The following is a 14,367-nucleotide window of genomic DNA, read 5'->3' on the forward strand; positions in this document are numbered from 1 at the left end:
TCAGCATGCAAACACCCGTCACGCCCGGCCTACTCATCCTGCACGGCAACCAGCTGGAGCAGCTGCGCGCCGCCGTCTTCCAGTGGCTGCGCAGCCACCCGCTGGCGCCGCTGGAAACCGACATCTTCCTGGTGCAGTCGAACGGCGTGGCCGAATGGCTGAAGATCGCGCTGGCCGAGGAGATGGGGGTGTGCGCCGCCACGCGCATCGCCTTGCCGGCGCGCCTGCTGTGGGAAAGCTACCGGGGCATGCTGGGCCGCGAGCGCGTCCCGCGCGTGTCGCCGTTCGATAAGTCCCCGCTGACCTGGCGTTTGATGCGGCTGTTGCCGTCGCTGCTGGCCGACCCCGTGTTTGCGCCGCTGCGCTACTTCCTGGCCGATGGCGATTGCGAACGCCGGCTGCAGCTGGCCGAGCGCCTGGCCGACCTGTTCGACCAGTACCAGGTCTACCGCGCCGACTGGCTGGCCGACTGGGCGGCCGGGCGCGACCAGTTGCGCACGGCGCGCGGCGAGTCCATCGTCTTGAAGGAGGACCAGCGCTGGCAGGCGCGGTTGTGGCGCGCCGTGGGCCAGGACGTCGAACCGTTCGAGCGCGACACGGGCCGCGCCGACATCCACGACGCCTTCCTGGCGGCGATCGCCGCCGGCGATGCGCCGGCTGGCAAGCTGCCGCGCAGGGTGGTGCTGTTCGGCGTGTCGGCCTTGCCGTACCAGACCTTGCAGGCGCTCGCCGCGCTGGCGCGCCACACGCAGGTGCTGCTGGCCGTGCCCAATCCATGCCAGTTCTACTGGGGCGACATCATCGACGGGCGCGACTTGCTGCGCGCGGAAAACAAGCGCCAGCGGCAGCGCAACGGCACCGACCTGGCGCACATTCCGCTGGAAGAACTGCATGCGCACAGCCATCCGCTGCTGGCCAGCTGGGGCAGGCAAGGGCGCGATTTCATCCGCATGCTCGACGAATTCGACGAACACGCGCAAGCCGAAGGGCGCGACGACAGCCTGCGCATCGACCTGTTCGGCGAGGAAACGGGCGAAACGCTGCTGCAGCAGGTGCAGGTGGCCATCCGCGAACTGCGCCCGCTGGCCGAACATGAGCAAACACCGCCCGGCGCCGGCGACCGCTCGATCGAATTTCACGTGGCGCACAGCGTGCAGCGCGAGGTGGAGGTGCTGCACGACCAGCTGCTGGCCATGTTCGCGCACAGCGCCGAGACGGGCTTGCGTCCGCGCGACGTGGTGGTGATGGTGCCCGACATCGATACCTTTACGGCCGCCATCCACGCCGTCTTCGGCCAGTACCGGCGCAGCGACGAGCGTTTCATCCCGTTCGAGATCGGCGACGTGAAGGACCGCAGCGTCAACCCGCTGCTCGTCGCGCTCGAGTGGCTGCTGCAGCTGCCGCAGCAGCGCTGCCGCCAGAGCGAGGTGCGCGACCTGCTCGACGTGCCCGCGCTGGCGGCCCGCTTTGGCCTGCAGCCGGACGACCTGGTCACGCTGGGCGCCTGGATCGAGGGAGCCGGCGTGCGCTGGGGCCTGGACCAGCATCACCGCAGCGGCCTGGGACTGGGCGCGGCCGGGGAACAGAATGCGTGGATCTTCGGCGTGCGGCGCATGCTGCTCGGTTACGCCAGCGGCATTGGCGCCAGCTTTGGCGGCATCGAGCCGTATGCGGAAGTGGGCGGCCTCGATGCGGCGCTGGCCGGCTCGCTGGCGCAGCTGGTCGAGGCGCTGCTGCACTGGCGCACCGTGCTGGCCGGCGCCTGCACGCCCGCCGAGTGGGGCGCGCAGGCGCGCGCGCTGCTGGCGGCCTTTTTCGATGCCGACGACGAGGGCGACCGCCTGACCCTGGCGCAGCTCGAGGGCGCCTTGCAGGGCTGGCTGGAAACCTGCGAGCATGCGGGCTTTGTCGAGCCGGTGCCGCTGTCCGTGCTGCGCGTCGCATGGCTGGGCGCGCTGGACGAGCCGACCCTGAACCACCAGTTCGTCTCCGGCGGCGTGACCTTCTGCACCCTGATGCCGATGCGCGCCGTGCCGTTTCGCGTGGTCTGCCTGCTGGGCATGAACGATGGCGACTTCCCGCGCCGCGCGCAGAAGGCCGATTTCGACTTGCTGGCGCTGCCCGGCATGGCGCGCCCGGGCGACCGCTCGCGCCGCGACGACGACCGCTACCTGATGCTCGAAGCCTTGCTGGCCGCGCGCGACAAGCTGTACGTGAGCTGGGTGGGGCGCAATGTGCGCGACAATTCCGAGCAGCCGCCGTCCGTGCTGGTGTCGCAGCTGCGCGATTACCTGGCCGCCGGCTGGTCGCTGGACCGGCACCTGGCATCGCTGACCACCGAGCACGCGCTGCAGCCGTTCAGCCGCCGCTATTTCGAGGCCGATGGCTTGCTGACCTACGCGCGCGAATGGCGCGTAGTCCATACCGATGCCGATGCGCAGGCCGCCGCGCTGCCGCTGGGCCCCTACGAACTCGATCCCGGCACGCGTCTGAAGCTGGGCGAGCTGGCCAGCTTCTTGCGCCAGCCCGTCAAGTACTTCTTTCGCCGCCGCTTGAGCGTGTATTTCGCCGACGCGGCCATGCTGGGTGAGGATGAGGAGCCGTTCGGCCTGAATGCGCTCGAGCGCTACCTGCTGGAAGACACCATGCTGGACGACGGCGGCGCCGTGGAAGATATCGGCGACGTGCGCGCCAGCCTGGAGGCGCGCGCGGCACGCCTGGCGCGCGAAGGCGTGCTGCCCATCGGCCTGATCGGCCGGCAGGTGCAGGCGCAGCTGGTCGAGGCGCTGGTGCCCGTGCGCAGCGCGTGGCTGTCCTTGCGCGCCTCGTTCCCGCTGGCGGCCGACAAGCGTGCCATCAATTTGCCCTTCGGCGAGGTGCAGATCGACGACTGGCTCGACAGATTGTGCAGCAACGGGCAGGAGACGGCCTGGCTGATGCAGATTTCCTCGAAGGTGACGGACAAGAACGGCCTGGCGCGCGGCGACAAGCTGATGCTGATGTGGCTGCGCCAGCTGGCCGCCGCCGCCCTCGGCTTTCCCGTCACCGGCTACCTGGTGGCGCGCGACGCCATCGTCAGCATGGCGCCGCTCGATCCGGCCGGTTCGCGCGACGCGCTGGCCACCCTGCTGGCGCTGTGGCGCGAAGGCATGAACCATCCGCTGCCCACGGCGTGCAAGACGGGGCTGGCGCTGGTGCAGCAGGGCGACCCGCGCGCCGTCTACGATGGCGGCTTCGAGATGTCGGGCGAGCGCGAAGAACTGTGCCTGGCGCGCCTGTGGCCCGAGTTTTCCGCGCTGGCCGCAGAGGAAGCGTGGGAAGACTGCTCGCGCGAGCTGTATGGCCCGCTGGCCGACTGGCTGCAGCAACACATCACGATCGACCCGATCAGCGCGCCCGATGATGGCGCGGGAGAAGAACCATGACGAGCCACCTGCTCAACCCCCTGGCGTTTCCGCTGCACGGCTCGCGCCTGATCGAGGCGTCCGCCGGCACCGGCAAGACCTGGACCATCGCCGCGCTGTACGTGCGCCTCGTGCTGGGACACGGCGACGACGACAGCCGTTTCACGCGTCCGCTGCTGCCGGCCGACATTTTGGTGATGACGTTTACGCGCGCGGCCACGCGCGAATTGTCGAACCGCGTGCGCGAGCGCCTGATCGAGGCGGCCGCGTATTTTCGCCACGAATCCGGCGGCAGCGACCCGTTCCTCGACGCCCTGCTCGAGTCCTATCCGGACGAGAGCGAACGGCAAAAGGCCGCGCACCGGCTGATGCTGGCCGCCGAGACGATGGATGAAGCGGCCATCTTCACCATCGACGCCTGGTGCCAGCGCATGCTGCGCGAGCACGCGTTCGACAGCGGCAGCCTGTTCGACGAGGAACTGGTCAGCGACGAGCAAGCCCTGTTCGAGGATGCCGCCCACGATTACTGGCGTCAGCAAGTCTACCCCTTGCCGCCGCAGGCGCTCGACGTGCTGCTGGCCTGCTGGCCCGACGTGGCAGCGCTGAAGAAGGGCGCGCGCGAGCTGGCGCGCCGCGCGGACATCATGGGCATGGCGGACGAAGAACCGTTGTCCACCCTGATCGCGCGCGAACAGCGGGCGCTGGCCGCGCAGCTGGCCACCCTGAAGGCGGGCTGGGTCGAGCGCGTGGACCAGATGGCCGCCTGGATCAACGACCACCGCGCCGTCAATCCCAAGTGTTTTAACGGCGTCAAGATGAAGCCGGAGAACCTGGCGAAGTGGTTCGACGGCTTGCGCCGCTGGGCGCAGGATCCGCTGTTGCTGCTGCCCGTCATCACGGCCAAGGCATGGGAGCGCCTGACGCCGTTCGGCATCGAGGATGCGTTTGCCAAGAGTTTCACGGCCCAGGTGCCCGAGTGCTTCGAGCATACGGAAGCGCTGGGGATCGCCCTGGCGGCCATCACGCCGCTGGCGCACAAGCTGCACCTGCATGCGGCGGCGGCCATCGCGCGGCGCATGGATCAGTTGAAGCGCCAGTCGCGCCAGTTCGGCTTTGCCGATATGCTGCAGCGCCTGCACGACGCGCTGGCCGGCGAAAACGGCGCGGCCCTGCGCCAGCGCATCGTCGACCAGTATCCGCTGGCGATGGTCGATGAATTCCAGGATACGGCGCCCGCGCAGTACCAGATATTCAATTTGTTGTACCGCATCGCCGACAACGATCCGGCGCTGGGCCTGTTCCTGATCGGCGATCCGAAGCAGTCGATCTACGGCTTTCGCGGCGCCGACATCCAGAGCTACCTGGCGGCGCGGCGCGCCACTGCGGGCCGCCACTATCAGCTGGGCACCAACTACCGCTCGACGGCGCCGCTGGTGGCGGCCGTCAACCAGCTGTTCCTGCACGCCGAGCGCGACGAGGTGCCGGCCGGCGCCTTCCGCTACCGCAAAAACGGCGAGAATCCGCTGCCGTTCGAGGCCGTCGACGCCAAGGGGCGCGATGAATGGCTGGTGAACGCGGGCGGCCCGCTGCCGGCCCTGCTGGCCGCCTGCGCCAGCGATGAAGGGCTGCGCGGCGACGGCTACCGCGAGTATTTCGCGCAGCATTGCGCGGAGCACATCGTCGCCATGCTGGGCGATGCGAAAGCGGGTTTCGACGGCCCCGACGGTTTTATCCGCCTGCAGCCGGCCGACGTCGCCGTCCTCGTGCGCGACCGCAAGGAAGCGGCGGCCATCCGCCGCGCGCTGGCGCGCCGCCGGGTCGCCAGCGTCTACCTGTCCGACAAGGATTCCGTCGTCGACAGCGAGGAGGCGCAGGACGTGCTGCGCTGGCTGGCGGCGCTGGCCAACCCGCTCGACGGGGGGCTGGCGCGCGCCGCCTTTGCCACGCGCACCATCGGCCTGTCACTGGGCGAGCTGGCGCGCCTGTCGAGCGACGAACTGGAATGGGAACGCCGGGTCGAACAATTGAAGGCATTGCACCTGATCTGGCAGCGCCAGGGCGTGCTGGCCATGCTGCGCCGCTTCATCCACGAACTGCAGCTGCCCGCCATGCTGCTGCAGCAGACGGGCGGCGAACGGCGCCTGACGAATCTGCTGCACCTGGCCGAACTGCTGCAATCGGCCAGCCGCCAGCTTGATGGCGAACAGGCGCTGATACGCTGGCTGGCCGAGCAGATCGCCGGCGAAGGCGAAAACGGCGACGAGCGCGTGCTGCGCCTGGAAAGCGACGCGGAGCTGGTCAAGGTCATCACCGTGCACAAGTCCAAGGGCCTCGAATACCCGCTCGTGTATCTGCCGTTCGCCGTCACGGCGCGCAAGGTGGACAAACGCAACCGCAGCTTCTTCGAGTATGCGGATGAAAAAGGCGAGCGCCGCCTCGACCTGTCGCTGTCCGACGAGGCCATGGCCTTTGTGGAAGAGGCGCGCATCGAGGAAGACTTGCGCCTGCTGTACGTGGCCCTGACGCGCGCGCGCCACTTCCTGTGGCTGGGCGTGGCCGCCCAGGCGGCGCGCAAGGCGGGCGAGAACACCCTGCACGAGTCGGCGCTCGGCTACCTGCTGACGGGCGGCGACAAGCTGCCGGCGGAGCAGCTGCTGCTGCGCTGGCAGCAGGTGGCGGGCAGCTGCGACGCCATCTATGTGACTGCCCTGGCGCAACCCGGCGCCTGCACGGTGCTCGATCGCATCGAGCGCCGGCCCGAGCTGCGCCCCGCGCCCGTGTTCGCGGGCGAGTTCGAGCGCGACTGGTCGGTGGGCAGTTTTACCTCGCTGACGCGCCAGATCGGCGCCGTGGCGGCCGCGCACGTGCCGCAGCGGGCGCTGGAAGAGACCTTGCTGGAAGATGGCACGGCCGTGGCCGTGGCCGCGCCGACGCCAACGGGCGACGCGCCCTGGCACCGTTTCCCGCGCGGTTCCGTGCCCGGCAATTTCCTGCACGAGCAGCTCGAGTGGATGGGCAGCGAAGGCTTTGACGGCGTCCACGATGCCAATTTCGACACCCGCCTGGCCGCGCGCTGCGAACGGGCCGGCTGGGGTCACCGCCAGGAAGACGCCATCGCCTGGCTCAGGGAAATCGCCGTCACGCCGCTGCCGCTGCTTGATGCCTCGCTGTCGCAGCTGGACAGTACCCTCTCCGAGATGGAGTTCTGGTTCCCCAGCGAGCATTTGTCCACCGAGGCGCTGGACAGACTTTGCACGCGGCTGCTGCTCGATGGCGCGCCGCGCCCCGCGCTGCCACGGCGCCAGCTGCACGGCATGCTGAAAGGCTTTGCCGACCTGGTCATCGAACGGGAGGGGCGCTACTGGGTGCTCGACTACAAGTCGAACGCGCTGGGACCCAACGACGCCGCCTATCACACGCAGGCGCTGGCGGCCGGCATGGCGCAGCACCGCTACGATATCCAGGGCGCCATCTACATGCTGGCCCTGCACCGGCTGCTGAAAAGCCGGCTTGGCGATACCTACGACCCGGCCGAACACCTGGGCGGCGCCATCTTCCTGTTCCTGCGCGGCATAGCGAATGCGGACACGCACGGCTGCTACTGGCTGGCGCCGCAGCTGGAACTGCTGGACGGCCTCGATCAACTGTTGTCAGAAGAAGCGGAACATCATGCAGCATAGTGAGCAAATGAATGCCTTGTTCAGCCACGTCGACGGCGTCGCCGGGGACGGCCATCTGCGCCGCCTGAGCGCCGCCTTCGCCCGCTTCATCGCCAGCCTGGACGGGGAGGCGCCGCATGCGCCCGCCGTCGCCGTGGCCTGCGTGGTGCTGTCCGAGCTGGAAGGGCGGGGCCACAGCTGTTTGATGCTGGCCGACCTGGCGGGCGAACCGTCGCAGCTGCTGGGCTGGAGCGAGGAATTGTGGCACGCCGTGCTGGCCGTTGCCGGCCCGCTGCCGGACAGCGCCGCCGGCTGGCATACGCTGCTGGCCGGCGCGCCGCAGGTGTGGCGGGTGGGTGCGCCCGACGTGAAACAGCCGCTGGTGCTCGACGGCGACCGTTTGTACCTGCGCCGCTACTGGCGCGACGAGACACTGGTCGGTGAAAAGATCGCCCTCCGCGCGCAGGCTTTGACGAATCCGCCGCTGGCGCAGGTGCGGCAATGGCTCGACATCCTGTTCGACCAGCCCACGCAGGACGGTGGGCCGGACTGGCAAAAGGTGGCGTGTGCCGTCGCCTTGCGCGGCAAGGTGGCCATCATCACGGGCGGCCCGGGGACGGGCAAGACCTATACGGTGGCCAGTTTGCTGACCTTGCTGTTTGCCGTCTCGCCGCAACCGGAGCAGCTGCGCATCGCGCTGGCCGCGCCGACGGGCAAGGCTGCCGCGCGATTAAAACAGTCGATCGACAAGGCCTTGAGCGGCCTGGCGGAAAAGGTCGGGAAAGCCTTGCCGTTGCTGGAACTGGCGCGGCGCATGGGCGCGGCGCGCACCTTGCATAGCTTGCTGGGCGCGCGGCCCGATACGCGCGCCTTTGCCCACCACGCGGGCAATCCGCTCGACGTGGACGTGCTGATCGTCGATGAAGCGTCGATGGTGCACCTGGAAATGATGGCCTCCGTGCTCGACGCCTTGCCTTCCACCGCCATCCTGATTCTGCTGGGCGACAAGGACCAGCTGGCATCGGTGGAGGCGGGCGCCGTGCTGGGCGACTTGTGCCACGACGCGCAGACGGGCGGCTACACGGGGGACACCATCGCGTATGCGCAGGCGGCCAGCGGCGTGGCCATTCCCGCGCAGTTTGCGGGGAGCGCCGGCGCGCTGGCGCAGCAGACGGTGATGCTGCGCCATAGCCACCGTTTCAGCGGCCCGATCGGCGAGCTGGCGCTGGCCGTGAATGCCGGCAGGCCGGACCTGGCCAAGGCGTGCTTCGCCGCCGACAGCGGCGGCCAGTTGGCGTGGAGCGTGCCGGCGCAGCAGGAAGACGTGCTGCGCCTGGCCTTGCGCGGACGTCTTGATGCGCCGGGCGGCTACCAGCCCTACCTGGCGCTGGTGAATGCTGGCGGCGAAGCTTACGCGCAGCATGACGACTGGGTGCGCGCCGTGCTGCACGCTTTTGAAGCGTTCCGCATCCTGTGCGCCGTGCGCGAAGGCGAGTGGGGCGTGGCGGGCTTGAACACGGCCATCGAGCTGCGGCTGGAAAAGGAAGGGCTGATACGCCGCAGCGAGTGGTATGTGGGCCGTCCCGTGATGGTCACGCGCAACGATTACGGCACGGGCGTGTTCAATGGCGACATCGGCCTGACCCTGCGCGACCCTGCGCGGCCCGGTTCCCTGCGCGTGTACTTCCTGGAAGGGGACAATGTGCGCAGCGTGCTGGCCACGCGCTTGCGCCACGTGGAAACGGCGTTCGCCATGACCGTGCATAAATCGCAGGGCTCGGAATTCCGCCACACGGTGCTGGTGCTGCCGCAGGAAGGCGGCGCCATGCTGGCGCGCGAACTGGTCTACACGGGCATCACGCGCGCGCGCGACTTCTTTACCCTGGTCTCGCCCACGCAGGCCGTGCTGTTCGACGCGATCCTGCGCCGCACGCAGCGCGCCAGCGGCTTGAGAGGATTGATCGGCTGATGGCTTGATGGGGTTCGACGCATTTCCTTACGGAAATATATGTGTTGTATTCCGAATATTGACGATAATTGTTCCGTTTTTTATGTGAGAATGCTTGCGTAGGTGAAGTAGTGCAAAAGTACTGTTTCACGCCAATAAAATCGAAACGAGGAGTCCATCATGTTGTCTTCCCTTCGCACGCGGCTGGTGCTCATTTGCGTGGCCATCGTCGTCCTGTCCATGCTGGCCTTGTCGGCCGCCAATTACGTCACCACGCGCAGCAGCATGCTGGCCTCGTCCGACCAGCAGATGCAGCAGCTGCTGCAAAGCCAGTCGGCCGTGCTGGCGCAATGGGTCGATGGCAAGAAGAAGGTCATGGCCTCCGTCGTCATGTCGGCCGAGACGCCCGATCCGCTGCGTGCCTTCCAGATCGCGGAAAAGGCCGGCGATTTTGCGGAAGTGTTCATCGGCTACGCGGACAAGCGCTCCGTATTTACCCATCCGGGCCGCCCGGCCGATTTCGACCCGACGGCGCGCGCCTGGTACACGGACACCGTCAAGGCGGGCGTGCCGATGCTCACGCCGCCATATGTGGACGCGGCCAGCCACAAGCTGGTGGTGTCGTTCACGGCGCCCGTCGGCCCGAAAGAGGCGCTGCTGGGCGTGGCGGGCGCCGACGTGCTGCTCGATACGGTGATCGCCAACGTGGTGGCGATCAAGCCGACGCCGCACAGCTTTGCCTTCCTGGTCGACCAGAGCGGCACCATCATCGCGCATGCCAACAAGGACCTGAGCCTGCAGCCGGTGGCGAAACTCGATGCGGCGCTGTCGGCCGCGCAGGTGAACCGGCTGGAAAGCACGCGCGCGAGCGAGGCCGTGCGCCTCAATGAGCGCGACGGCAAGCTGTACGTCACGCGCGTGGCGGGCACCGACTGGCTGCTGGCCGTGGTGCTGGACCAGCAGGAAGCCATGCAAGCCTTGCAGACGATGCTGACGACGGCCACCGTCACGGCCGTGCTGCTGGCCGGCGCGGCGGCGGTGCTGCTGTCGCTGCTGGTGTTCAAGATGCTCAAGCGCCTGGAACTGGTGCGCGATGCGCTTGACGACATCGCCTCGGGCGAGGGCGACCTGACGCGCCGCCTCGACGCTTCCGGCGTGGATGAACTGGCGCAGATCGCCGGTGCCTTCAACCGCTTCATCGACAAGATCGCCGCTGTGCTGGTGAAGATCCGCACGGCCAGCGAATCGGTCAAGGTCTCATCGATGGAAATCGCCGCCGGCAACCAGGACCTGTCGTCGCGCACGGAACAGCAGGCGAGCTCGCTGGAAGAGACGGCCGCCTCGATGGAGGAGCTGACGTCCACCGTCAAGCAGAACGCGGACAATGCGCGCCAGGCCAATCAGATGGCGCAATCGGCGTCCGGCGTGGCCAGCAAGGGCGGGCAAGTGGTGGCGCAGGTGGTCGACACCATGGCTTCGATCAACGATTCATCGAAGAAGATCGTCGACATCATCAGCGTCATCGACGGCATCGCCTTCCAGACGAATATCCTGGCCCTGAATGCGGCCGTGGAAGCGGCGCGCGCCGGAGAACAAGGACGCGGCTTTGCCGTGGTGGCGACGGAAGTGCGCAGCCTGGCGCAACGCTCCGCGGGCGCGGCGAAGGAAATCAAGCTGCTGATCGACGATTCGGTGGGCAAGGTCGACTCGGGCGCGCGCCTGGTCGACGAGGCGGGGGCGACGATGCAGGAAATCGTCGACAGCGTGCGCCGCGTGACCGACATCATGGGCGAAATCACGGCCGCCAGCCAGGAACAAAGCTCGGGCATCGAACAGGTGAACCAGGCGATCGCGCAAATGGACCAGGTGACGCAGCAGAACGCGGCCCTGGTGGAGGAGGCGGCCGCCGCGGCGGAAAGCCTGCAGGACCAGGCCGGCACCCTGGCGCAGGTGGTGGGTGTGTTCAAGCTCGATGACGGGCAAGCGCCGCCGCAGCAGCAGCCAGCCAGGCCCGTGGTGCGCGTGCCCATCGCGCCGCGCATCGCCAGCCGTCCCGCCGCAAAAACGCCCGTCGCCAAGCAGGAGCGCAGCGACGAGTGGGAGACGTTTTAAACTTTAAGTACGCCGGGGCGCCAGGGTCGGCGCCATCTGCTTTGCGACTTCAAAAAAAGCGTTGGTGGCCGGCGTGTTCTGGCGCCGGTCGCGCACGGCCAGGCCCACCTTGCGGCTGACGGGCGGATTCAATGGCAGGGCCACCAGCTCCGGATACTGCTCCCGCAGCCGCTGCGGCAGGGCCAGTTCGGCCACGATGGAGACGCCGTCGCCGCGGCTGACCATGTCGAGGATGGTGATGACCTGGCTGATGCGGTAGGGGACATTCGGCTGCAGCCCCGCGTTGGCGAACAGGGGTTCGATCAGGCAGGCGCAGCCCGCCTCGGACATGATGAACGGCCCTTCGCACAGCTGCGCCAGGGTGATGGCCGTTTCGCTGGCCAGCGGGTGGCTGCGCGGCAACAGCGCCATCATCTGGTCTTCCACCAGCGGCGCCGTATCGAAACGCTCGTCGGGCAGCACGACGAAGCCCACATCCACGCGGCGTTCGCGTATCCACTGCACCACTTCATGGTCGGCGCCTTCGTCGATGCGCAGGGCGATGCCCGGATAGCGCAGGCGGAATTGCGCCGTGATGGCCGGCAGCAGGTTCAAGGACGAAGTAGGGCCGAAGGAGCCGATGCGCAGGCTGCCCTGGCGCTGGCCCAGCACGTCGGCCGCTTCCTGGCGCATGGCTTCCGATAGACCGAGGATTTCGCGCGCACGCACGAGCAGCTGGCGGCCCACGTCCGTCAGCTCGGCCGAGGCCTGGTGGCGCACGATCAGGTCCACGCCCATCTCCTTTTCCAGCGCCTTCAAGGCATGCGAGACGGCCGACTGGCTGATGCCCAGCTGCGCGGCGGCGGCGGAAAAGCCGTGCAGCTCGGCCACCAGGGTAAAGATTTCCAGTTGCGTGAAGGTCATCTGTGGTTTTCCTGCTCTATGAGTATTTGCTCATTATTTCATGAGTTAATATTAGTATTAATATATAAGTGTACAGCATGTACGCCACCCGCCGCGCAAGCGGCCTTACAGGAACTCCCATGTCTTCATCCGCCTTGCCCTCTGCCGCCTTGCCTGCCGCGCAATCGCCGCTCGTCTACCTCAAACTGATTTTCGTCGCCCTGTTCTGGGGCGGCACCTTTATCGCGGGCCGCGTGCTGGCGCAGCAGATGCCGCCCATGACGGCTGCCAGCGGGCGCTTCGGCGTGGCCGTGCTGCTGCTCGTCGCGCTGGCGTGGAAGCTGGAAGGGGGCTTGCCGCGCCTGGACCGCAAGCAGCTGGCGACGACGGCCGCGCTGGGCCTGACGGGCATCTTTTTATATAACCTGTGCTTCCTGGCGGCACTGTCGCGCATGCCGGCGGGGCGCACGGCCCTGTTCGTGGCCTTGAACCCCATCGTCACGGCGCTGGCCTCGGCCATGCTGTTCCGCGAGCGGCTGGGATCGTTCAAATGGCTGGGCATCATGCTGGCGTTTTGCGGCACGGCCATCGTCATCACGCGCGGCGACCTGGCCGGCGTGCTGCACGGCACGGGCGGCGGCATCGGCATGGGCGAAGTGTTCATGTTCTGCGGCATTTCCAGCTGGGCCGCCTACACCCTGATCGGCCGCGTCGCGCTGAAGGGACTGAGTCCGATTGCCGCCACCACGTATGCGTCGATGTGGGGCCTGGCCTTTTTGCTGGTGGGGGCGGTGGTGGAGTTTCCCACGGTGCCATGGCACAGCTTCGGCTGGCAAGTGTGGGCCGCCATCGGCTACCTGGGCGTGTTCGGCACGGTGATCGGTTTTGTCTGGTATTACGAGGGCGTGAAGGCGCTGGGACCGTCGCGCACGGCCGTGTTCAACAACCTCGTGCCCGTGTTCGGCATCGTGCTGGCGGCGGCGCTCCTGGGCGAGCCGGTGCTGGCCTCGATGCTGGTGGGCGGGGCGGTGACGATTGCCGGCGTGGTGATGACCAACCGGCAGGGGAAATAGTTATGGGGTCAGACCCGTCGGGTCCGACCCCGGCATTGAGCCGTGCTTAGCGGGCGCGGCGGCGCTTCGATGGCTTGGCCGGCGCCTTCTTGTGCCGGCTGACGGAAGCGCGCATCACTTTCGGCTCTTCGATGCCGTTCTCGGCCGCAAGCATGCGGCGGATGTTGACGGCGTCCATGGCGCGCACGGAATTGGCGCGCGCGTTGAGCAGGATCATGGTGGCGAACTTGCCGGCCGATTTGATGCGCATGATCAGGCAGCGGCCCGCTTCATTCGTGTAGCCCGTCTTCGACAGGCCGATATCCCAGCCCTTGGCGCCCACCAGACGGTTCGTGTTGTGGTATTCCACGTCGCGGCCCTTGATCTGGATGACGTCCTTCGAATCGGTGGTGATGCGGCTGATTTCCGGGTAGCGCGAGGCGGCCACGGCCATCTTGACCAGGTCGGCCGCCGTCGATTGGTTGTTCGGCGACAAGCCCGTCGGCTCTTCGATCACGGTCTGGCGCATGCCCAGGGCCTTGATCTTGGCGTTGACGGCCACGGCAAACGCCGTCGGGCCGCCGGGGAAGGTGCGCGCCAGCGAGGCGGCGGCGCGGTTGTCGGACGACATCAGCGCCAGCTGCAGCACGTCGTGGCGGCTCAGGGTGGCGCCCACGGGCACGCGCGAGGTGCTGTGTTTCAAGGTATCGACGTCCTCGCGGTCGATGCTGATCTCTTCCTGCATATTCGCCTTGGAGTCGAGCACGACCATGGCTGTCATGAGTTTGGTCAGCGAGGCGATGGGCACCACCACGTTGGAATTTTTTTCAAGCAAGACTTTGCCTGTGCCGTCTTCGACCACCAGTATCGACTGGGAACCGAAGGGCACGGCGATGGCCGCTGTCGAAAGCGTCATCAGCACCGCGGCGAACATTTTTTTGAGCATGGGATCGTATGTGGAAAAGCAGTTTTGGGGCGCCATCGTGGGCGCTGCGCGCAAATCCGGAACAGGGCCGCGCGGGGACGCGGCATGTGTATCTCGGAGGCAATATTTGCCAAGCTTAAACAATACCATTAAAGATCAAGCGATGTCTACGGTACAAGCCCGCGACAGGCGGCGTTGCGGCCAATTTGGCAAATAAATGGGTCTATTCTTGCCGTAGTGAAAATTGTTGCGCAATTATTGATTTCATCCTGGAAACTTCGTATGATTTCAGCAAGATTGGCAGCCTTGATGCGGCAGGCGCCGCGCGCTTCGTCGTTGATGCCTGCCCCTTCGTGCTTCGTCGCCCCGCGCTAGGCCCCGCAAG

Annotated in this window: 7 protein-coding genes; 5 read left to right on the plus strand and 2 right to left on the minus strand. The window is 67.3% G+C overall.

Annotated features, from left to right (window positions below; translation table 11 throughout):
- Positions 1 to 5: 5 nt before the first annotated feature.
- The 4 genes from recC (at position 6) to AC07VH_RS13325 (ending at position 11,123) form a co-directional block, all read left to right on the plus strand.
- Entirely contained in the window at positions 6 to 3,425 is a 3,420-nt protein-coding gene (gene recC, locus AC07VH_RS13310; protein ID WP_494789073.1) for an exodeoxyribonuclease V subunit gamma, read from the plus strand.
- Positions 3,422 to 7,084 carry an exodeoxyribonuclease V subunit beta gene (recB, locus tag AC07VH_RS13315; RefSeq protein ID WP_494789074.1) on the plus strand — a complete coding sequence of 1,221 codons (3,663 nt, stop codon included), beginning with the start codon at positions 3,422 to 3,424 and terminating at the stop codon, positions 7,082 to 7,084. The genes recC and recB overlap by 4 nt, the downstream gene beginning before the upstream one ends.
- On the plus strand, positions 7,074 to 9,032 hold the full coding sequence (recD, locus tag AC07VH_RS13320) for an exodeoxyribonuclease V subunit alpha (protein ID WP_494789075.1): 1,959 nt from the start codon (positions 7,074 to 7,076) through the stop codon (positions 9,030 to 9,032). Before recB ends, recD begins: the two co-directional genes overlap by 11 nt.
- Positions 9,033 to 9,191: 159 nt before the next feature.
- On the plus strand, positions 9,192 to 11,123 hold the full coding sequence (locus AC07VH_RS13325) for a methyl-accepting chemotaxis protein (RefSeq protein ID WP_494789076.1): 1,932 nt from the start codon (positions 9,192 to 9,194) through the stop codon (positions 11,121 to 11,123).
- A 3-nt stretch (positions 11,124 to 11,126) separates the two neighbouring features.
- Here the strand turns inward: AC07VH_RS13325 and AC07VH_RS13330 are convergent, their stop codons facing one another.
- A complete protein-coding gene (locus tag AC07VH_RS13330) occupies positions 11,127 to 12,026 on the minus strand; it encodes a LysR family transcriptional regulator (protein WP_494789077.1) in 900 nt (299 codons plus the stop codon).
- Positions 12,027 to 12,145: 119 nt separating this feature from the next.
- On the opposite strand from AC07VH_RS13330, the gene AC07VH_RS13335 reads away from it, so the two are divergent.
- On the plus strand, positions 12,146 to 13,078 hold the full coding sequence (locus AC07VH_RS13335; RefSeq protein WP_494789078.1) for a DMT family transporter: 933 nt from the start codon (positions 12,146 to 12,148) through the stop codon (positions 13,076 to 13,078).
- 46 nt (positions 13,079 to 13,124) lie between these two features.
- Here the strand turns inward: AC07VH_RS13335 and AC07VH_RS13340 are convergent, their stop codons facing one another.
- Positions 13,125 to 14,003 (minus strand): serine hydrolase, encoded by an 879-nt coding sequence (locus tag AC07VH_RS13340; RefSeq protein WP_034778183.1) that lies wholly within the window; start codon positions 14,001 to 14,003, stop codon positions 13,125 to 13,127.
- Positions 14,004 to 14,367: the final 364 nt, after the last annotated feature.

It is taken from the genome of Janthinobacterium sp. GW821-FHT03C10 (assembly GCF_059420865.1).

Excerpts from the sequence above, each read along its gene's own strand:
- recC (WP_494789073.1), top strand. The coding sequence starts at position 6 with ATGCAAACACCCGTCACGCCCGGCCTACTCATCCTGCACGGCAACCAG.
- recB (WP_494789074.1), top strand. The coding sequence starts at position 3,422 with ATGACGAGCCACCTGCTCAACCCCCTGGCGTTTCCGCTGCACGGCTCG.
- recD (WP_494789075.1), top strand. The coding sequence starts at position 7,074 with ATGCAGCATAGTGAGCAAATGAATGCCTTGTTCAGCCACGTCGACGGC.
- AC07VH_RS13325 (WP_494789076.1), top strand. The coding sequence starts at position 9,192 with ATGTTGTCTTCCCTTCGCACGCGGCTGGTGCTCATTTGCGTGGCCATC.
- AC07VH_RS13330 (WP_494789077.1), bottom strand. The coding sequence starts at position 12,026 with ATGACCTTCACGCAACTGGAAATCTTTACCCTGGTGGCCGAGCTGCAC.
- AC07VH_RS13335 (WP_494789078.1), top strand. The coding sequence starts at position 12,146 with ATGTCTTCATCCGCCTTGCCCTCTGCCGCCTTGCCTGCCGCGCAATCG.
- AC07VH_RS13340 (WP_034778183.1), bottom strand. The coding sequence starts at position 14,003 with ATGCTCAAAAAAATGTTCGCCGCGGTGCTGATGACGCTTTCGACAGCG.